The organism is Candidatus Pantoea floridensis (assembly GCF_900215435.1).
Classification (GTDB): domain Bacteria; phylum Pseudomonadota; class Gammaproteobacteria; order Enterobacterales; family Enterobacteriaceae; genus Pantoea; species Pantoea floridensis.
Genome location: NZ_OCMY01000003.1, coordinates 39,869 through 59,321 on the forward strand (window position 1 = coordinate 39,869; position 19,453 = coordinate 59,321).

General features: G+C 45.7%; 16 protein-coding genes and 5 pseudogenes. 9 read left to right on the forward strand and 12 right to left on the reverse strand.

Annotated elements, in window-relative coordinates; all coding sequences use genetic code 11:
- Window positions 1-41: 41 nt before the first annotated feature.
- The 5 genes from CRO19_RS26365 to CRO19_RS24220 all read right to left on the reverse strand — a co-directional run bounded on the left by CRO19_RS26365 (window position 42) and on the right by CRO19_RS24220 (window position 3,411).
- Window positions 42-335 (reverse strand): GGDEF domain-containing protein, encoded by a 294-nt coding sequence (locus CRO19_RS26365; RefSeq protein WP_320204551.1) that lies wholly within the window; start codon window positions 333-335, stop codon window positions 42-44.
- A complete protein-coding gene (locus tag CRO19_RS26370) occupies window positions 326-748 on the reverse strand; it encodes a GGDEF domain-containing protein (protein ID WP_320204552.1) in 423 nt (140 codons plus the stop codon). Before CRO19_RS26370 ends, CRO19_RS26365 begins: the two co-directional genes overlap by 10 nt.
- A gap of 120 nt (window positions 749-868) precedes the next feature.
- A complete protein-coding gene (locus tag CRO19_RS26375; protein ID WP_320204553.1) occupies window positions 869-1,213 on the reverse strand; it encodes a cache domain-containing protein in 345 nt (114 codons plus the stop codon).
- A gap of 112 nt (window positions 1,214-1,325) precedes the next feature.
- Window positions 1,326-1,580, reverse strand: coding sequence for a hypothetical protein (locus CRO19_RS26380; RefSeq protein WP_320204554.1), 255 nt, complete (start codon window positions 1,578-1,580; stop codon window positions 1,326-1,328).
- Window positions 1,581-2,517: 937 nt separating this feature from the next.
- Window positions 2,518-3,411 carry a GGDEF domain-containing protein gene (locus CRO19_RS24220; RefSeq protein ID WP_097098390.1) on the reverse strand — a complete coding sequence of 298 codons (894 nt, stop codon included), beginning with the start codon at window positions 3,409-3,411 and terminating at the stop codon, window positions 2,518-2,520.
- A gap of 1,185 nt (window positions 3,412-4,596) precedes the next feature.
- Here CRO19_RS24220 and fumD point away from each other — a divergent pair.
- Together fumD and CRO19_RS24235 are read left to right on the forward strand one after the other, a co-directional pair.
- Window positions 4,597-4,794, forward strand: a complete 198-nt coding sequence (fumD, locus tag CRO19_RS24230) for a fumarate hydratase FumD (RefSeq protein WP_097098392.1) — start codon at window positions 4,597-4,599, stop codon at window positions 4,792-4,794.
- A gap of 357 nt (window positions 4,795-5,151) precedes the next feature.
- Window positions 5,152-5,397, forward strand: a pseudogene (locus tag CRO19_RS24235) (transposase); the annotation flags it as partial.
- Window positions 5,398-5,408: 11 nt separating this feature from the next.
- On the opposite strand, the pseudogene CRO19_RS24240 reads toward CRO19_RS24235, so the two are convergent.
- Window positions 5,409-6,560: pseudogene (locus CRO19_RS24240) on the reverse strand (IS30 family transposase).
- 67 nt (window positions 6,561-6,627) lie between these two features.
- Here CRO19_RS24240 and CRO19_RS24250 point away from each other — a divergent pair.
- A pseudogene (locus CRO19_RS24250) lies at window positions 6,628-7,521 on the forward strand (IS3 family transposase); the annotation flags it as partial.
- A 560-nt stretch (window positions 7,522-8,081) separates the two neighbouring features.
- Here CRO19_RS24250 and CRO19_RS24255 read toward each other — a convergent pair.
- On the reverse strand, window positions 8,082-9,155 hold the full coding sequence (locus CRO19_RS24255; RefSeq protein WP_097098395.1) for a RepB family plasmid replication initiator protein: 1,074 nt from the start codon (window positions 9,153-9,155) through the stop codon (window positions 8,082-8,084).
- A 1,576-nt stretch (window positions 9,156-10,731) separates the two neighbouring features.
- On the opposite strand from CRO19_RS24255, the gene CRO19_RS26195 reads away from it, so the two are divergent.
- Window positions 10,732-10,881 (forward strand): hypothetical protein, encoded by a 150-nt coding sequence (locus CRO19_RS26195; RefSeq protein WP_176519255.1) that lies wholly within the window; start codon window positions 10,732-10,734, stop codon window positions 10,879-10,881.
- Window positions 10,882-11,663: 782 nt separating this feature from the next.
- Here CRO19_RS26195 and CRO19_RS24265 read toward each other — a convergent pair.
- Complete coding sequence (locus tag CRO19_RS24265; protein WP_097098397.1) at window positions 11,664-12,647, reverse strand: ParB family protein; 984 nt, start codon at window positions 12,645-12,647, stop codon at window positions 11,664-11,666.
- Window positions 12,644-13,852: an AAA family ATPase gene (locus CRO19_RS24270; RefSeq protein WP_097098398.1), complete on the reverse strand. Its 1,209-nt coding sequence runs from the start codon at window positions 13,850-13,852 to the stop codon at window positions 12,644-12,646. Before CRO19_RS24270 ends, CRO19_RS24265 begins: the two co-directional genes overlap by 4 nt.
- 532 nt (window positions 13,853-14,384) lie before the next feature.
- Between CRO19_RS24270 and parM the strand changes: the two genes are divergently transcribed.
- The 4 genes from parM to CRO19_RS24290 all read left to right on the forward strand — a co-directional run bounded on the left by parM (window position 14,385) and on the right by CRO19_RS24290 (window position 16,034).
- Entirely contained in the window at window positions 14,385-15,077 is a 693-nt protein-coding gene (gene parM / locus CRO19_RS24275; RefSeq protein WP_320204555.1) for a plasmid segregation protein ParM domain-containing protein, read from the forward strand.
- Between the two features lie 75 nt (window positions 15,078-15,152).
- Entirely contained in the window at window positions 15,153-15,518 is a 366-nt protein-coding gene (locus CRO19_RS24280; protein ID WP_097098399.1) for a plasmid partitioning/stability family protein, read from the forward strand.
- Between the two features lie 15 nt (window positions 15,519-15,533).
- A complete protein-coding gene (locus CRO19_RS24285) occupies window positions 15,534-15,773 on the forward strand; it encodes a hypothetical protein (RefSeq protein ID WP_097098400.1) in 240 nt (79 codons plus the stop codon).
- A gap of 27 nt (window positions 15,774-15,800) precedes the next feature.
- On the forward strand, window positions 15,801-16,034 hold the full coding sequence (locus tag CRO19_RS24290) for a hypothetical protein (protein WP_320204556.1): 234 nt from the start codon (window positions 15,801-15,803) through the stop codon (window positions 16,032-16,034).
- Between the two features lie 51 nt (window positions 16,035-16,085).
- Here CRO19_RS24290 and umuC read toward each other — a convergent pair.
- From umuC to CRO19_RS24305, 3 genes and pseudogenes are all read right to left on the reverse strand, one after another.
- Window positions 16,086-16,997 (reverse strand): annotated as a pseudogene (umuC, locus tag CRO19_RS26385) (translesion error-prone DNA polymerase V subunit UmuC); the annotation flags it as partial.
- Window positions 16,987-17,394: pseudogene (gene umuD / locus CRO19_RS24300) on the reverse strand (translesion error-prone DNA polymerase V autoproteolytic subunit); the annotation flags it as partial. The pseudogenes umuD and umuC, both read right to left, overlap by 11 nt.
- A gap of 540 nt (window positions 17,395-17,934) precedes the next feature.
- On the reverse strand, window positions 17,935-18,147 hold the full coding sequence (locus CRO19_RS24305; RefSeq protein WP_141400287.1) for a hypothetical protein: 213 nt from the start codon (window positions 18,145-18,147) through the stop codon (window positions 17,935-17,937).
- A gap of 301 nt (window positions 18,148-18,448) precedes the next feature.
- On the opposite strand from CRO19_RS24305, the gene CRO19_RS24310 reads away from it, so the two are divergent.
- Complete coding sequence (locus tag CRO19_RS24310) at window positions 18,449-19,453, forward strand: LacI family DNA-binding transcriptional regulator (RefSeq protein ID WP_097098402.1); 1,005 nt, start codon at window positions 18,449-18,451, stop codon at window positions 19,451-19,453.

The window sequence follows — 19,453 nt, forward strand, 5'->3', positions numbered from 1 at the left end:
CCCGTCGTAACGGCTGAAGCCGGCAGAACTCGCTATTATCACTACGTTGCGCCCAGCCCCTTCGCCACATAGAGCGCCTCATCAGCACGGCGCAGTAATGCATCGCGGCTTCCCCCGCATTCGTTGAGGGCTGCAATGCCCGCTGAAACTGTCATTGTACCCACGAAAGGGAACATCGTTGAGCTGACAACCTGTCGGATACGTTCGGCCGTCCGCGCCGCATCCGTCAACCCTGACTGAGGCAACAACAGAATAAACTCCTCGTCGCCAAACCGGCTAACCACGTCGTCTGTTCGGCTTATCTGACGCAGCAGGGCGGCGAGGCTTACCAGCACCGCGTCCCCGACTTCGTGTCCGTACCAGTGTTAATTTTCTTGAAGTGATCAATATCAATGGCTATCACGCATTGAGCCAAGTCGTCACTCTGCTGATCGGCAAGCACGTTAAAACCGCGGCGGTTACAGAGCCCAGTCAATGGATCGGTCATGGCCTCATCGCTGAGCGTCGCCATGCGCCCCGCCATGGCGTTGAGGTGTTCCTGGACAGCCTCTTTCAGACGGTCTGCTTCAAAATACCAGGCCTTCTCTGATGTAAGCAGAACAGGTTGTGCTTCGCTGCTTCCATTGCGCACCATGTCAGCCAGCCTTTCTAACGGAAAAACGAGGTGTCGTGCCAGCTGTGCCATTACGGCGGCCGTAATGCCAATAATTCCGAGCAAAAACCAGAGCGCATTTTCTACCGTCTGCATCAGGATGTGCCGGACAGTCTCAGATGTGCCGGTGATGAAGATGTTCCAGTCGTTCCGTTGGAGGTTCGCATACCCTGTGAGGAAATGCTGGCCGCCGCTTTCTGTGCTGAAACGCCCGCTTTAGGTTGCGGCAAGCTGCTTTTGTAGCTCAGGACTGAGGGGCATACGTCCACCTACGCGGGCCGGATCATGGCTGAAGATAATCATGCCGTCATTGCTGACGATGCTCACCACCGCCCCTCTGGTATAAAAATGCTGGCTAAGGATGTCGCCCAGGATGCTCTGCTTTTTAAGGTAGATGGTGCCGCCTAAGTAACCCAGGTAATTACCATCCGCTGCAAAAAGGGGGTGGGGCAAAAACACCACGTAGTTACCCGAGGCGGAGGTAAACGGCGCTGAAATAAAGGGTTTCTGCGTAGCAATAGCCCGCCGACTCGAGTCGGAGTATAGCTTCAGGCCAACCAAGTTCAAGCTTTCTGGTGAGGTGACGGCGATGACGGCGTCCCGGTTTACCACCACGACTGAATTAAAAAACCAGACTGAAGACGGAGTCGATCGGTCTCATCCCGCAGCAGTGTCAGGTCGGTAAGTCCCTTGATCCTGGTTGTGCTCCAGGCCAGCTCGCGCTGCGCCGTAGCGAGATAGCGAGATAGCGGCCCATGGTGTCTGCTAATTTCCGGGCATAGGCAATGTTGCTTTCCATCAGGCTGTCTTCAATGTTGCACTTCTGAAAGAGAAGCAGCGCCCCCAGCAGCAGGACGGAGGTAAGCATGACGCCCCCCACGAAAAGCGAAATAAGTAGCGTGCGCAGGCGAAATTTTTTCTGAAGCATGGCTATAAGGGCCCGGTTAGAGGTGACATCTGATGTTATCAGCGCCAGCCAATGCTGAAGGTGAGAGGAGGGCACAATATATGTTCTACTCAGGATGATTGCGCAAGACTGAACGAGGGCATATAACGCAGATATTCTTACTTAAGTCAATTGTGACCAACAATTATTCAGCTATATGCGATTTAAGTGGATTAAAGAAAGAAAAAAGATTATCAAAGAGCGGTATCGTCTCACCGCGATACAAATCAACGATTAGCCCGTTAAGGCTTGCGGGCATTTTTTTCCAAGATTTTGGGTAATTTATTTATATCGCAAGAAATATCATTAAAAACAGGAGGGGTTACTGCCACCACTCAATACATGAGGGTATCTCTATGTTAGCATGTAAACATTTTGAATAAAATCATGCACTTACATCAAGCGCAATTACTCCGTTTATGATCCAAAATTGGCATGTATCCTGTGAAGAGCACCCATGGCGGAAATTTTTCAAACTGCAGGCTTTATCACCTTGAGCATCGTCGTAGTGTAGAATCCGAAGCGAAAGCAAATCATTGATCGCTCTTGGTAAAACGAGATTTCCTGATAAAAATATATTTTAACGAGCCATATCTTAACGAAATTGTACCTTATCATCCCCAAACTTATTCAGCATTTAATTATGAAAATTATAAATTTTACTAGCGATTTCCCCTCAAAATGCATAGTTAATAGGGGTAAAACGTTACACAAACCTGTCAGATACGCACCCCAAAAAACCACGGCGCCTGGATATCGTACGCCCCGCTACTAGCAATGATTATGCTGGGTTTACTAAGAGTTTATAAACCGGGGGCATCGTCACCCGTGCAGGCAGAAGGATGATATCAAACAGAATGATATTAAAAAATGAGAAATCACGATCTCTGCACGCTTCATGCAACTGACTACACAACAATCAGAGTTTACTGTATTTTGAAGCATGAACGATTCGGTTCCTGCCTGCTCTTTTGGCACGATAGAGGGCTTCATCGGCAGCAGAATCAGCTGATTCTGCAGCTTGTTTTGTGGCCACGCCGACACTGAGCGTGACCTTTATCTTGCTGTTACATACCTCAGAAACTGACGTTTTTATTTTTCTTACAGTCTCCCCAGCATTCAGACTATCGAATATAATAATGGCAAATTCTTCGCCGCCAGATCGTGAAATAAAAACGCCTTCATTGGCTAACCGACTTAATATCGCCCCCGTATTTCTTAAAACTTTATCCCCCATTTCATGACCATAAGTGTCGTTAATTTTTTTGAAATGGTCAATATCCGCAATACATATGGTCCCTACTCTCCCTTCCATCTCCCTTAGCTTTGAATTTAGGTGTCGTCTGTTAGGAAGACCAGTTAATTCATCTGTCATAGAAAGACTCACTACAGATTGATAGTTATGATTAACATACTTAATAAATCTGTTAAATGAATAAATAATCATGAGAATGGCTGGTATATAAAGGACTGCAGCCACTAGTGAAGCCACATCCCTCTCTAGTAACGCTAGGCCACCGGCCATTGATACAAGAGATGAGTTAAGTAAAAAAAACAAGCCGATCCTGAAAACAGCCAGATGCTTTTCCTCTGACTTGATATTAAAAGATTTTCTGATGATCCATGTCAGAATAGATACGGTGCAGGAATTGATGAAAAAATAAAAATTTAAGCGATCGGCATTTCTAAAGATTAGGGAAAGAGCCAAAACACTGCCGGTCATGATAAAGACATAAATTATAATTGACCTGCATAGCAATCCTTTAGGTGTTTCAGCTTCGTATACCAGTTTGTTAGAGATTTTGAAGTTCATTATAAAGTCCTGATGTAATTCAGCCGCAAATGGTACCATGTGATTATTTATAATGGTTATTATTTATGCTTTCCCTAAATGTAAAATGGCATTAATGTTTGCTTGTTAATTACAGCGCTTATTAATGTTGATCTCGTGTTAATGAGGCGTTAAAACATGACATTGGCCCGGTTTAACGCTTCCGCAAGCCATGATAAATTTTTAATGATCAAATCACTTCTCAGCCCCTCTTTCATTCATTAAATCTTTCAAAGGTTAACTAATTAGAGAATTAGCCAAATGAACTCGAGTCATATCAATGAAAGAAGCATGACTAGTAACCATTGACAGGCGTAAAAATATAATTACTGAAAGATTAAATAGATAAAAAATTTATTTTCATGTCTTCCCCCGGCAATTTTCAGCGCGGCCGTAAAACGATTCAGGATTGCGGAATTTTTCTAAATTTATCAACCAGACCATCTGCACTTAAAAAAACAATTATTTACAAAGCGAAAACATATGGTAAGGAAACGCGTATTTTCATTCCTTTTCAAAATTAGGTTAATGCCATTAGGCATCTTCCATTTTGAATCAATTTAACGGCAAATAATTGGCGATAAAGTCCATGTGGCGATATAATTAAAGAATACTTTGATTGTAACCATACTGAGATGACAGTGAATTTTAAAATGTTTTAAGTATCTCACCAGCATCCATGAGACAATATTCTATCAAAGGAGTTATACGTGAATGATGTTAGCACACATTTTTTTGCAATAGGAATACGAAAATTAGCGGCTGAGCATCAGGCGGGTAAGCCTTGCTCTGATACAAAAAGGGAAGTTGACCAACTCATCCAGTCCATGCGTGATATAATGGGTCCCGATAAGGCTTACCAAGTTCAAAAGTGGTCACAATTGCTTGAAGACCTGAATCTCTATAACAACAGCAGAGTTGACCCGAGATGGGAAACTATAATTACCCACGCCAGGAACAGAATTAAAACGCGCAAGAGAACCGCTATGTTCTATAAGAACCGGTTCAGGAAAGAAACTCAGTGATATCGTTATAGTTTCAATGATCGACTTGGGAATGATCCAGTTAATCAGAGTTCATTCTATCGGTCATTGAGACGGGGAAGTTTTATACGAAATTCACTCACCATTATTGTCATTTCCACTTATTAATATACAGGCACATACAATGAAAGCTAATGAACTTTATAATGAGATGTGTCGTGTTGTGGGTGATATGGTGTTTACGCTTCATGATGCAGGTATTGAGTCAAAGCAAATGGTAATTGCTGATGCCTTGCGAACAGTACTAGCTAACAAAAAAATTGAGCGATCCGAGCTAATGATCAAGGCAATTGAATGTTCAGTCAGAACGCTGGATAGATAGGTATGTTTGATTTTTTTACACAAAGCTATTTGGGAATATCAATGACCGATGATGTTAATTTCAGGCGACAAAAGATTTTTTCTTAATGGACTAACATTACATTTATTCAACATGCTGTTTGCTTTTTTAACTTACTCACTATACAGAAAGCTCCTATCAGGATAAAAATAATACGTTAAAATACTCATTCCTGTCGATTAACCCTTTCAGATAAGTATTTATCTGAACAGTCTTATCTGATCTAATTAAAGCCGCACCCCAGCTTTTTAAAATATTTACCCAAAATAGATAGATGAATCGCCATGGGTTTAACAGACACCTCAGAGTCATTTAAGATGACTTAAAAGAGAGGTACCCATGAGCGGTAAACGTTATCCCGAAGAGTTCAAAATTGAAGCGGTCAAACAGGTTGTTGATCGCGGTCATTCTGTTTCCAGTGTTGCAACACGTCTCGATATCACCACTCACAGTCTTTACGCCTGGATAAAGAAGTACGGTCCGGATTCTTCCACTAATCATGAACAGTCAGATACTCAGGCCGAGATCCGCCGTCTTCAGAAGGAGTTGAAGCGAGACACCGACGAACGGGATATATTAAAAAAGCCGCTGTAGATTCAACCTGTCAACGCAACATGCTTTCCAATTATCTCTTTCGGTGTTTTGAACTTCAGTGTCTTTCTCGGTCTGCTGTTTAGTTGGGCTGCAACCTGATCTAGCTCCAGCTGGGTGTATTGGGCAAGACATGTCTTTTTGGGGAAGTATTGACGGATCAGTCCATTCGTGTTTTCGTTTGTGCCTCGTTGCCAGGGACTTTGGGGGTCGCAGAAGTAAACTTTCACTCCCGTGCTGCTGCTAAATTCCAGATGCCTGGCAAGCTCCATCCCTCTGTCCCAGGTCAGCGATTGCCGTAGTTCAGCTGGCAAGCTCAGGAATTTTTCTGTAAGCGCCTCGTTCACCGAAACAGCGTCTTTTCCTTTCAACCTAAGGATGAGCGTATAGCGCGATTTTCGATCTACAAGAGTCGCGAGATGAGAGTTCTTTGTTCCAGAGACTAAATCCTCCTACCAATGCCCCAGAGAGCGTCTGTTATCAATATGTCGGGAACGTTCATGGATGGGTGTTCCATTTACGATATTGATCGTGCCTCTTTCCCCTTTACGGGTATGGCGTCTTCCATGCCGAAGGCTGTGTGAACGGCGCAGATGCTGAACATTCAGATGATGAAGGGCTTCACGACAACGAAAATACAGCGTCTTATAAATTGTCTCAGCTGAGATTCGCATCGTTTTCTGACGCGGCTTCGTTCGCCTTAACCATCCTGATATTTGCTCTGGAGACCACTTCAGCTCCAGCTTTTCCAGAACAAGCTCCCGCAGCTGCACATTCTGATCCAGCAAGCACGGTTTGGGTCTTTTAGCCATCCGGTTGGCTCGGTTATTAGCATCAACAGCTTTGTAATAACGCCTGCCCCGATTACGCTGAACTTCCCGTGAGATCGTAGAAGGGGCACGATTCAGTGCTACAGCGATCGCACGAATGCTCATTTTGGCTGACAGGCCGGCTCGTATTTCCTCGCGATCAGACAGCGTCAGATGAGCCTCTGCCCGCTTGCGATCACCGGGTTTTATGCCCCCCGTATCTCTCAGCATTGTGAAAATTATTCCGGGTTTTGAGTCCAGAATTTTAGCTATCTCACTAAAGCCTGCCCCACTCTTCCACAGGTCAAAAAACAACGCTTTCTCTTGTGCTGTAAATGTACGTCTCATCCAACGATCCTCCGCAAGCACATGTTTTCACATGGTTGTTGCATTGACCAATTGAATCTACAGCGGCGTACTTCGCAAAGCTATCCGACTGAGGTACGCCTTTATCCGCGACAACAGCCGTTGCTGGCCTGTTCGTTTGCTTTGTCGGGTTCTGGATGTCCATCCAGGTGGATTTTATTCCTGGCTTCAGCAGCCACATTCACAGCGTCACCAGGCAGACCAGATGCTGACCGGGCAGATCAAACAGTTCTGGCTTGAGTCTGGGTGCGTCTATGGTTATCGCAAGATCCATCTCGATCTGCGTGATACCGGACAGCAGTGCGGAGTGAACCGGGTCTGGCGGCTGATGAAGCGTGCCGGAATAAAGGCTCAGGTTGGGTACCGTAGCCCATGGGCACGTAAAGGCGAAGCCAGCATCGTGGCACCCAACAGGCTCCAGCGGCAGTTCAATCCGGACTCACCGGATGAGCGTTGGGTGACGGACATAACCTACATCCGAACCCACGAAGGCTGGCTGTATCTGGCCGTGGTGGTTGACCTGTTCTCCCGAAAAGTTATCGACTGGTCAATGCAACCCCGCATGACAAAAGAGATTGTCCTGAACGTATTACTTATGGCGGTGTGGAGGCGTAATCCTCAAAAACAGGTACTGGTTCACTCTGATCAGGGCAGTCAGTACACGAGCCATGAGTGGCAGTCGTTCCTGAAATCACATGCTCTGGAAGGCAGCATGAGTCGTCGCGGTAACTGCCATGACAACGCGGTTGCGGAAAGCTTTTTCCAGCTACTGAAACGCGAACGGGTTAAGAAAAAGATCTACGGAACGAGAGACGAAGCCAGAAGCGATATTTTTGATTACATCGAAATGTTTTATAACAGTAAGTGTCGGCATGGTTCGAGCGAGCAGATGCCACCGGCTGGATATGAAAACCTATATTATCAACGGCTCAGAAGTATCTAGATTATCCGTGGCGATTCATACAGAGAGTAACGACTGCTGTAGTGAGAAATTGGCTCGTAGACTTACGATGACCACTGTAGCGAGTAAAAGGTGATGACCTCTGTGAAGAGTATCAGCAGAGAGTTGAGACTCGAAGCCAAAATAAAGGATGTATGTTAAAGAATATAGCCTGATGAGTATATATACCGTTAGTAGTTACTAACATCAGTTGCAAAAAGGCCTACAAGGTTAGTGATCACTAGGGCGCTTTATAAAACGTAAACCTTATGCTGTTATGTCTACTCGCTATAGCAGTCATGCTCAACCAGACGTTTATCGGCGTTTTCTCACTACAGCGGTTAGTGTCAATGCAAGGTAAAAGACTGCTATAGAGTGAAATTTAGATCAAACCTCCGACAAATGAATTTGATGACCGCTGTAGTGAGAGTGAAAACAGTCACAATAGGTTCGTAGGTAAAAGACCGCTATAGCGAGTAGGCTTCTCGTTATAGCGGTCATAGTTTTAAGAAATAATAAAAAAGCACTCACGGTTGAGTGCCCTCTCCTGTCAGTTTTTGACGTTAGTTCTTCTTACTCTTCCTGATAGTTTCCAACATAGCCAGCTCTTCTTCTGACAACATAACCATCTTGCCAGCGCCTTCCTTCTTGGCTTTAGGAGCTGCTTTCGGCTTCACTGGCTTCTTAGCAGGAGCAATATCAACATCACTCTCCAGCTGATCGTCTTCAAGTTCTGGAAGACTGATCGGGATGTTTGCAGGCCTTAGCTTAGGTTGCCGATAGTGGATAGAGAAGTAGATCGTCGAACCTCGTTTGAACTCTGTGTAATCGAGGTACCCAATCTCTTTCAGCTGCTCCATTGCCCTTCTCACAGTGGCATATTGGGTATTAGGTCGTGAGGTCAAATTTAAGCGCGCCTGAAGACGCTGCATGGACACCGGAGCGGGATCGGGAGGTAAGCTTTCAATGAAGGTGTAAAGTGCCTGAGCAGACTCTTTACGCGCTAATTCGTTGATGGCGCGTAGCTGAAGCAATACTTTGCGATCAAACTGATAGAGTTCAAAGATCTTAGGATCAGCCTGCAATGTCACGGTGTCATTTTTGACACTGTATTTAGCTGACTGAACCAGATGCGTGACGTAATACTCCCCCTCTTTGTTAGCAAAATGGATTGTGTTAGTCGCAATACGCGTCAGAGAGGCCTCCAGACGCGTTCTAAGCTTCGCAGAAGAGCGCAAGGAGGGGATGCCACAGAGTTTGGCGAAATCAACAAAGGGGAGCGTTACACTGTCTCCCAGCACTTTGTATTTCGCAAAGGCATGAATGATCCCGACCCAGGCTTTAAAGTCGTTATCCATATCAAGGCGTGCGCCAGTGATCTTGATATTTTCATAACCTTCAGCCTTAACGATCGAGAGTTGTTTAAGCTCATCAGTCACGTCCATTGAGGACATCTGATTCTTACGACCATTAGCGGTGGATTTCAGTGTTGGAACAAATAGACCAAGCCTCATTAATGCTACTGGCTGAACAGTATTATTACTGTTGGGCGTTAGGTGAATAATTTCACCCGTTCGTTTGTCCGTTTCACTGAATGCTTCAGCTATCAGGTTGATTTCTTGTTCTTTTTTCGGCATTTGAAAATCCGTGATATGAACAAGCGATAATCGCCGTTACTCGTTACAGGGGATACTAGCACTCACTACAGCGGTTATTCTACTCACTATAGTGGTTTAATTACTCGCTACAGTAGTCTTTCTTCTCGCTATAGCGGTCAACGATCCTTCTTAAACTCAGCTATATCAAGGCTTCATGGTGTAAAGGGATCTATTAGGAACCTTTAGGTTCTTGTATGGATCTGTTATTGGATCTATTCAGTTGATAACTTTTAAAAACGAATTATTGCCATTCAGGTGCTGTTTTCGGTGCATAACTATTTAAATCTAAGCGCTCTAGAAATTACTCACGGAGCTGAGCCCCTTTAACATCAAGGCTAAGCTCAAGTTATCGTCAACATGACTTATTAACCAGCAAATCATACGTTTACTCACTATAGCAGTCATGATGTTCTCCCTACAAAGGTCATCAGTGCTCTCTATAACGGTCAAGTTACTCGTTACAATAGTCATTACGCTCTCTACAGCAGTCATCGATAAGGGTTTAAGCCTTTAATACCATGGCCTGTAGCGATGTCGGGATCTGTTTAGGATCTCAATGGGATCATATTAGGATCAAGTTATTGGATCTGGTCTGTGGATAACGTGGATAAAGTCGGGCCGGACGATGTAAATAATGGCTCATGAAAAATTTTGCGCATATCAAAGGTTAAAGCTGAGTACGGGCTGTAGAAAACTCTGAGCAGCGTATTTGTGCTAGGTCGTCTAATGAAATTAAGCAATTAAACTGCGCTAGACGGGTGAGATCTTATCCGTTCCTCATTGGTTCGAAGATTTCGCGCATCAAACCTCGAAGAATAGCTTCTTTTTTATGCTCATCATGGCGGGAATCTAAGGTACAAGAGCGCGACCGAATTACAAATATTAATCTACAATATCTTGTTTTATAGATTAAATATTCTTTCTACTCATCTTACGCTTCTAGACTAATGACCATAGTAGTGAGTACAAGACCACTATAGAGAGTGATCATTCTCTGGTTTTCTCGACTGGAAGATTTTATCCATACAAGAAGACTTGCTATGGGCATCTTCTATGACCGCTATAGAGAGTAGTTTACTCGCTATAGTGGTCATTTTTGAAAAAATACTGACAAATTCAACTGTTAAATGAATTTGACCAAGAGGTTGTATTTAACTCTGCTAATTTTTATAGCATCTTTTGATGCTGGCTTTGTGGACATGTCCTACTACTCATTTTTCCTACTTTTCCATACATAAACTTTTGCACGTCACTTAATGTTTAAGAGGTTATCGAAAAAAATTCCTACCTAACCTCACCCACCTGATTTAGTCGCTGTCTTTTCCTTTCAAAGATATAAGGGTTATTTATAAAAATTAAGTGCTTCTAAGCTCATAATTCTCAATCTGGAAACCATTTCGAGCAAATTTCATTCACGAATGGATGTATGAATGATCGGTTATCAGATGTAGTTCTATATAAAGATATGAAAACATGGCCTCAAAATGCTGCGAGATCCTTTTCATCTCGAAAAGCTATCTCACGACTAGCTCGTGTTTTGCTCTAAGGTTGGGATATGCCAGATATGATTCCAACCCTTAATCAAAGTACGCGGATTGATGAGATTAGTGGCTGGATGCCTTTGAATAGTGATATCTGTTTTCATCATCCTTTTAATTTCTTAAGTCAGGTTCAAAATTTTTCTGCTTTTACCCTGCTCCGTTGATCATGTTTCTCAGATGGTTTCGTTAATAGTAAGACTTTGAGTGTAGGAATGTGTGACATGCCAGCACGCTGGGTCCATTCTTCACTTGTCGAGAAAACGACATAGCTGGTGCATTCAGTTCAAAGTATTTGGAGATTTCAGTTTGTTTGAATCACGTATTGCTCATGATGAGCATTTGATAAAAGCGCTAGAGATGAAATCGTGAAAGATAAGTTTTTGCCAATGTATGACGCATTCTAGTGAATTCTGCAGGGAAACAACTCTGTTTAAGGTGGAATTTTAGCGTAGAGACGTCATATTTTGTAGCTCATTGATTTGAAAGCTACTAGCTTGAGGCATCATTAAAATTCGAGCAATAACTGTGCAAAATCCATTTCAGCCTTGATCCATGGCTGTCTTTATCAGTATGGCTCTGTGAGAATGATAACCAGATTTGCACTCTCTTTTAACCATGAAACGAGATAACACTTCAATCCCTTGATTTATCTGGTTCAAGTTTGCATTAGCATTCTATAATTGTGTCTTCTGTAATATTTACGTTAGTGCCATTTTTGGCTTGTAAATGTCATGAAAATTGTGAATGTACAAATGTCCATCTTTTGATGCAAAGATAGACTTTGGTTGGGAATTTCAATGTGAAATATTTTATTTTTTTGTAGTTATGACAGTAGCTTACAGCGTATTTTGAAGGGGTGAAATTGTCAGAATTTCATTTATTCTGCTTGAATGAGACACCAACCGACTAGAGGCTGGTAGTGTCTCTTTTCATATGATGATATTAATTAGCTATCACTTTCAGCCTGCATCCGCGCAATTACTTCTTTAACAGCAGCATCGAGCTCTGCTTGATAGGTCGATGGTAAACGTGAAAACTCATAAGTCACCAGTCGTTTCTCAGCATCCGTCTTCTTACGAGCAAACTGCTTTTTATCTTTAAAATCAGCAATTTTTTCAGTGACAACTTTTTTGATTCCGCGACTATTTTTGGCGTCAGCATTTTCCGCACGAAAATAGCCAATAATTTTAGCTTTAACAGAAGGATCGTCAGATGCGTAAGCCACATCATTGCTAATGCGCTCACGTACCGCAGCTGCAAGCGTTTCGATACTCATGTGCTTAGCTTTAGCCTTTTCAGCGATATCTAGTAACGTTTGGTAGTCATTTATGGATAGTTCACTGATAGACGGGAACACTGCTATCATTTCATCCGGCACAGAAGCTGCTTGGTATGCACGAGTTACTTTAGCGGCTGACAAACCTTCTGCAGCTGCAATCTCCGACTGGTTCATATCCACTGCATACATCAGCTTTAAGCGCTTACCAAGTTCGCGAAGCGTATGCTCCTTGGCTGTCTGAATATCGATTGCTAGCTGTCGTGCATCTGTGAGAGTAATTTCATCACGTGTTACCAACACTTCAAAAGGCGTGCCATTATAAATGCATGCAGCACGGCGACGAGAACCGTCTAAAACCTCAATACGCCCTTCTACCTCCCGACCTATCGCTGGGAAGAACTGCTGTAATTTAATCGTTCTGGCGATGTCTCTGACTGATTCAGGCGTAAGAAGAGCCTGATCACGGCCATTAATAGAGGAATCTACATAGGTCTGGGTTTCAATATCATCGTGTAATACCTTATTGAGCGTAAATCGGGCTTCTGCGCCAGACTTCAAGGTAAAGACACGTTCGCTGTCTGTTTCGCTCAACATTTTTGAAAAACTTGAATTCCCAAACTGGCGGCCCAGTTTTACCATTTCTTTCTTCACTTCATACCTCTCACAAATTCAATTCGCTTAAACACCGCTTGCGTAAATCTTTCGGCTTCACGCTTCGCGTTTTTAAGAGCCTCGGTACTACCTGGATATGAATGTGGATCGGCGCTAACGATTGTATCGAAGCTTTCACCACAGCGTTCGAAACCGTCAAGGCGAGGCAAAGAGGCATCGAGTATATAAGAGGTAAATACATCACGAGCCAGGCCATGCGTCATTTCATGATCGCGTTTGGACGTCATTTTTGACATGAAGCCAATGTTTCCCTTAATGCGGGGGTTGATTCCCTCTTCCTCGAGCTGCTCAAGCATCTCAGGCAAGCGTGTCAGGTACTTAAGAGTAGAGTGGAAATCTACTTGAGCCGGAGGCGTTGGCGTTAGCAGTAAGTCGCTTGCCGCTATAGCGTTCAGCATGAACGCATCCAGGTGCGGACCGGTGTCAATAAAGATGAAATCATAGTCTTTGCCAACACGTTCAATGATGTTTCGGCGCAACACTTCTGAGGGCAATACTCCAGGTAAGTGCTGGTCTACTAGATTGCTCCACTGGCTAGCTATAAAGCCGTCGTCAATTGAAGCCGGGATAATATCAACGCCTGGAATAATAGTCGGCTTGATGATGTCTTCTTTAATTTGGACAGCATCAAGGTCGTTCAGCATAGCCTGAGCTGCAGTTTCAACGATGGAACCAATGCTGTTGGTATGGTTAAGGAACATCGTACTGGATGCTTGTGGATCAAGATCGATAACAAGCGTTCGCAGGTCATACTGTAAAAGGTCGGGATGAACACGTAATCCATGCGCCAATGTGACCGTACTAACAGTCTTTGAAACCCCGCCCTTCAGGTTCACTACAAACACTACAAAAGGACCTTCTCCCGCATGGATATCACGGTACTTAGGGACTTTACGATGAGCGTATATATCGACTACATCCTGAATGGTGAGCGCATAATGCTTTGCATTTCCAGCGTCCTTTTTGCCAAACACATGCCCTTTTGATTCCATCTCTTCTATAGCTTGCTCAACAGCGCGGCGGCTGAGCTTCGGTAGATTGGCAACTGAGTTGCGAGTAAAAGTCTGGTAATACTGATCGAGGCCATACTCATTACGCCTATCGGTAATGTCATCACTCATGCTGCGTAGCATGGCATTAGCCCTGCGTGCTGTTTCGTCAACGCCACCGTAATTGCTTCTCATTACTCCGCTCCGTTGGTAACTTTTGAAGCTAGTGTACAGTTTATGATGCTACGTGCAACTTTTAATGAAATTCATTGAAATGTTGTACCAAGCATGAGGTGTTGATCCCATTCCACATCGGTTATTGAAATCGCTTTATGCTCCTCTTTAGTAGTAATCAAATTTTCAATATCCTCTTCAACCTGCCCTCGCCCTCTTACATGCTTATGGAATGCACTCACATTCTGCATTTTTACCCGAGCCAATTTCAATGATAAGTTATTGATATAATTATATTTTGTTATTGTATTTCAGATTGAAATTCCCAGCATGTTAAGGGTCTGAATTTTTTTTCTAATTCAGATTTGATAATGCGTGTAAACCAACTCTCGTTCATTATTATTATTCATTTGATTTGTTTTGCTTTACACGCAGCACCAAGGGCTCTTAGATTCTTAATTTTGCAAAATTTGAAGCGATATTTCATTAACTGATTACCTTACCCTCCATCTCTTTTCTTCATTACTCTAATCATTATCGTTTTAGGACGATAATGATTAGTAGCAAAGAAATTTTAGGAATGAGTCATGCTGACGTGAACGTCGTTGGTGTGCATCATGCGCTCCTGCAGACTGGCCTTAATCCATGCGAAGTGGACATTACGGTCACACTGCCGTTAACGGAGTTTTATGATCACAACAATCAACCAGCTGCAGAAAACATCGAAAAGAAAAAAGCGAGCCTGCTGCGTCCGGTCTCAATGACCGGTGGTGAGAGCTTCAAAATCCGCAGTGTCTCGGTAATGCCAGAATCTATCCCCGCCGGATTTGAGCTGCTGAGCGAGCTTGATTCGCTTCTCATTGTTGATCTGGGGGGAACGACACTGGATATTTCACAGGTACGCGGTCGCATGAGCGGTATTACCCGCATTCATGGTGATGCAACAATTGGTGTGTCACTGGTGACGAACGCAGTCGCGGACGCGCTGCGTGTTGCAGGAACGCGGGGCAGCAGTTATCTTGCCGATGATATTATTGTCCATCATAATGATGATGCTTACCTGGAGTGCCGTATTAACGATCTCTCCCGCGTGAGTCTGGTTAAAAGTACCATTAACGAATCACTTGAACGTCTTACTCAGCGTGTTCTCAGCGCTATGAAGGCGTTCGAGGGTTATACCCATGTAATGGTTATTGGCGGTGGAGCTGAGATTATTGCCGAGGCCGTTGCACGAATAGTGGTGTGAGGGCAGAGCGCTTTTATAAAACCGGGTCATCCCAGTTCGATTTAGTCAGGGGGATGATTGCTATCGGATAACGCTATGGATACGCGCAGAAAAATCCAGTTTTACATCAATCCTAAAAGCAGCCTCGGTGAGGCTTATGCAGACAGTCATACGGATGAGCCCCCCCAGGGAGAACGCGGCCGCTTATGGAAGGCCGCTATGCTAAGCGGGTTTGCACTTGAGCGTATCGATCCGCGTCTACCGTTTTTACTGTCTGAACTACTCAGTGAAAACACGACAGCGGAAGAAGTGCTACAGGTTATCCAGGCTGTCAGTCCTAAAAGCATGACAACTCATCCTAATGCAGAAGCTGAAAGGGAGGGAGAGCCCCTTGAACCTACCAAAAATGACACGTTGGATGAAACCCGCAGCAATGCAAAAGGGATGTTTGGTAGTAGCTAACTTATTGAGGTCATCATGAACAGGGTGGTATTGCTGGCAGCAGGATATCTGGGAATTGTTAAGCTAACCGGCAAAGACAAAAAAAGTGCTGCTGAATGGGGGTTCCTGCTGAGTGCGCTATTCATCGTGCCGCTCCTTTTCCTGCCTCACGCCAGTGAGCTGATCAAAATCGGCCTTCAGTTGCTGTGGGGAGCCTGCGTTTCTCGCGCGGCATTCATGGCCAATGATAGCTGGAAGAAGAACAAATCCCTTTAGGGGTTACAGCGTAACGGAGATGTAACAATGGAAATGCAGGAATTACTGAATCAGCTGCGCGGGTACGGCATGGTCTCCACGACTTTTAATCAGTCAGCCAGCATGTTTAAGGGCACAGCCCGCCGGCGCCGTCCGGCTTTTGACGACTGGCTTCATCAGCTTCCACGCGGCAACAAACAGCCGCGTGGGCGATATTTCTGCGGTAAAAAGCCGGGCAGGCCTGTGCATATCCTGGATGAATTCTGGCGTCTGCATTCCTGACCGTTCAAAAGGCAGGCCTGCATCACATCACCTTAATTCTTTCAGACAGGATTACAACACGCGCGCCACGGGGATATCACTCCAGCGCGTGGTCCACGCCGGCGAGAGAATTTCCCGCTTCATTTTCCATTCCGTACTCACGCCCTGACCTGCAAACCACAGGTTACCAAGCCCGGACTGTTTGATGCCATCCAGAACCTTCATCAGCTTCGCGCTGTTGGGACGGGGGCCATCCTCGTCAAACAGGTTCAGCTGGCTGACGCCGTTCGGGGTAAAATTGTCGAGCATTATACCGGCCTTCATGTAGCGGCGACCCTCAAGCCAGATGCGATCGAGCGAGCGCATAGCCACCTCGATGATATCGCGTGTGTCCTGCGTCGGTACCTTGAGGTTTTCACCGGCGCTGTTGCCGTAAAAAACTTCGCCAGGGGTGTGCGGGGAGGTGCGTATAAAGATGCCTACGCGGCGGCAGAACTGGCGTTCATCCCGCAGCTTTTCGGACGCGCGCGTCGCGTACTGGCAGAGCGCCTGCTGCATGGCCAACTTTGACGTGATGCGCTCGCCGAACGACCGCGAGCAGACGATCTGCTGCTTCACCGGCGCAAACTCCTCAAGCGGAATACAGGACTCGCCGTTGAGCTCGCGCACGGTGCGCTCCAGCACCACGCTGAAGTTTTTACGGATGAGGGCAGGGTGCGCGCGCGACTGCTGCAGGGCATTTTCTATGCCCATGATGTTCAGCTTTTTAGCGATGCGGCGGCTCACACCCCAGATTTCCTCAACCGGCTGGTTCTGTAAGAGCGTCGCGGTGCGCTTCGGATTGCCGGGTGTCAGAGCCAGAACGCCGCGAAACTGCTTCCACTCCTTGCTCGCCCACTGCGCGCTCTTCGCCAGCGTCTTGGTTGGCCCCATGCCTACTCCAACCGTCAGGCCTGTTATGGCCAGAACGTGGGCGCGCACGCGTGCTGTTGAAAAACCAGGTAACTACGCCGAGCAGCTGCAGCTCATCCGGGTAAATTACCGAATAAGCCGGATTCATTGGCAGCAGAGCCAGTCGGGGATGCAGCTGCAGACGTTTGACGGTAAATTCTCCACCAACTTCAGCAATGACGATGTCACCATGTACGGCTTCCTCAGCGCGATCGACTACCATGACGTCGCCATCAAAGAGGCCCAGCTCCTGCATGCTGCTGCCGCTGGCTCGGACGAAGAAAGTTGAGGCGCGCCGGCGGATACAGAGCTCATTAAGATCAAGCTCGGACTCAACGTAATCCTGAGCCGGGGAAGGGAACCCGGCGGCACATTTATACGCATAAAACGGGATTCTCACATGGGGAGTGACCTCCGGAGGCATGAGCATAATCAGGCCATCAGCCTTAGAAATTAGCTTCATAGTGTGGTACTCCGGTAGCCTGGCTGTGTGCAAACCAGTTAGGAAGTTGTAAGTTCATAAAAATCACTCTGAAAAATACTGTCTATGTATACAGTATTAATTAGCGCGTTTCGGAGCGCAAGGGTGGACTACTGACTTTAATGGGTAAGATGACTGAGCTGTCTGAACTTCATACATTTTTTGATCGTAGTTTCAGTTACCCTGGGCGTAAGCAGAATGTGCCGCCATTGAGGATGTTACGCTTCCTCGTCCAGGCTGTTCGTTCCTCGCTGCGCTGTGGTACGCCTCAGCCAGGCTGTGGCGAGCGTTATGAACGCATGGGGTGGGAAATCGAAGTTTATTGCTTTCATCGATTAGTACTATGTGAGACCAGCTTTGAAAACGAAAAAATACCCTACCTGGAACGTCTGCTTTGAGCGAGTAGCGGACATTGAAATTCTGGCAATAGGGATGTTACGCCACATTAGACATGATATCTCGGCGACGAATCGGCCACCGGACAATTCTTTATGTAAACTTTTGCAGTATACTAATCGCCAGCTCCATGCCTTTCTCGCGCTCCTTGCCGTAGCTGTGCCCGTCATGCTGTGCTTCATGCATGATGTCGATAAGCGATTGAACGGCAAATTCACGTTTATGAGCCAGAACCTCGAGTACCGCGCCGCCGATCTCATTGCAGATAGCGTTTGCTTCGGCGAACTCATCCTTTTCAGACATCATTTGTCCCTCTGTCAGGTTTCGGGCACAGTTGCCCGGACGCTCTCTTATGACATAAGAGTTCGGCTACGAACTTACGTCGCAGGCGGTAAATGGTGGAGGACCACAACCTCGGCATCCATCCCTATGGACGGGTAGTGCTCTCGCATCCCTTTAACTGTTAGGCATTCCACGCTTAACATATAACTATTGTTGCGCTCTTTCCTGGCGCTAAAACTGCTTTAGCGTAAACCGGGCATCAGCAGTTATTTTTTTAATAGCTTTGCACTATCATGGCTACCCTTTATTTCGATTGGATGCTCAGATGGTTGATTCTAACGTGCGGAAAAAACTTACTGTTCAGGATATTGCACGAATTTCAGGGTTGAGTACGGCCACGGTTGACCGGGTTTTAAATAATCGTCCGGGTGTTAAAGAGAGCACGCGTCTACGTGTGGAAAATGCGCTCCGTCAGGGTTGGCCAGAGCTTCAGCCACAGACTTCCCGCAAAATTGCCTTTGTTCTTGATGCGGGCAGTAGTTTGATTGAAATCATTCGCGCATCTGTTGAGCGTATTAAGGCCAGTTTTCCGCATATCAGTTTCATCATCGACAGCGTCCTAAACTGTGAACGCGATCAGCAGACTTTCTGTCAGACGCTTAAATCCCGCATTGCGGACGCTGACGGAGTCGTGATTGTTTCCCGTGAAGATATGCTGATTAACAGCGAGGTGCGCGAAGCTGCCAGCAGAGGATATCCGATCGTTTGCCTTACCTCAGATATGCCGCATTCGTCTGCCTATGTAGGTGTAGACGAAGTCAGCGTAGGTGCCAACGCCGCGTTGTTCATGGGGCGCATGATTAAGCAGAAAAGCGCCAAAGTGGTCTTTGTGGCCAGCTCTACCTACCGCACTCAGGAAGAGCGCGAAATGGGCTTCCGGCGTGTCATGCGCGGTGAGTTCCCGCACCTTACCGTGATTGAAAAAATCAATTCCAATGATGAATCTGATGGTACTTACAAAATCATTCGTGAAGTGCTGGCTCAGAACCCTGATGTAGCGGGCATATACAATCTTGCCGGCGGTAACCGGGGAATTGCGCGCGCTTTGCAGGAAGCGGGCATGACCGGAAAAACTATTTTCATAGGACATGAACTGACCGAGCACACACAGAAATTGCTCGAACAGGGCGGTATGGACATTGTTTTTGCACACGACATGGATCGTGAGGTCAGCGGCTGTATTGAAGCGATTGAAAAACTTTGCCGGGGCATCAAGAGTGAACGGACGTATTACCCTTCGCTAATCTATACCCGCTATTCCCGCTTCTGA

What these genes read in the sequence shown, in the direction of transcription:
- CRO19_RS26370 (WP_320204552.1), bottom strand. Translation starts at nt 748, where the DNA reads ATGCAGACGGTAGAAAATGCGCTCTGGTTTTTGCTCGGAATTATTGGC.
- CRO19_RS24270 (WP_097098398.1), bottom strand. Translation starts at nt 13,852, where the DNA reads ATGAGAAGCAATTACGGTGGCGTTGACGAAACAGCACGCAGGGCTAAT.
- parM (WP_320204555.1), top strand. Translation starts at nt 14,385, where the DNA reads ATGATTAGTAGCAAAGAAATTTTAGGAATGAGTCATGCTGACGTGAAC.
- CRO19_RS26195 (WP_176519255.1), top strand. Translation starts at nt 10,732, where the DNA reads ATGCCAGATATGATTCCAACCCTTAATCAAAGTACGCGGATTGATGAG.
- CRO19_RS24290 (WP_320204556.1), top strand. Translation starts at nt 15,801, where the DNA reads ATGGAAATGCAGGAATTACTGAATCAGCTGCGCGGGTACGGCATGGTC.
- CRO19_RS24220 (WP_097098390.1), bottom strand. Translation starts at nt 3,411, where the DNA reads ATGAACTTCAAAATCTCTAACAAACTGGTATACGAAGCTGAAACACCT.
- CRO19_RS24305 (WP_141400287.1), bottom strand. Translation starts at nt 18,147, where the DNA reads ATGATGTCTGAAAAGGATGAGTTCGCCGAAGCAAACGCTATCTGCAAT.
- CRO19_RS24280 (WP_097098399.1), top strand. Translation starts at nt 15,153, where the DNA reads ATGGATACGCGCAGAAAAATCCAGTTTTACATCAATCCTAAAAGCAGC.
- fumD (WP_097098392.1), top strand. Translation starts at nt 4,597, where the DNA reads ATGAAAGCTAATGAACTTTATAATGAGATGTGTCGTGTTGTGGGTGAT.
- CRO19_RS24285 (WP_097098400.1), top strand. Translation starts at nt 15,534, where the DNA reads ATGAACAGGGTGGTATTGCTGGCAGCAGGATATCTGGGAATTGTTAAG.
- CRO19_RS24310 (WP_097098402.1), top strand. Translation starts at nt 18,449, where the DNA reads ATGGTTGATTCTAACGTGCGGAAAAAACTTACTGTTCAGGATATTGCA.
- CRO19_RS24255 (WP_097098395.1), bottom strand. Translation starts at nt 9,155, where the DNA reads ATGCCGAAAAAAGAACAAGAAATCAACCTGATAGCTGAAGCATTCAGT.
- CRO19_RS26380 (WP_320204554.1), bottom strand. Translation starts at nt 1,580, where the DNA reads ATGCTTCAGAAAAAATTTCGCCTGCGCACGCTACTTATTTCGCTTTTC.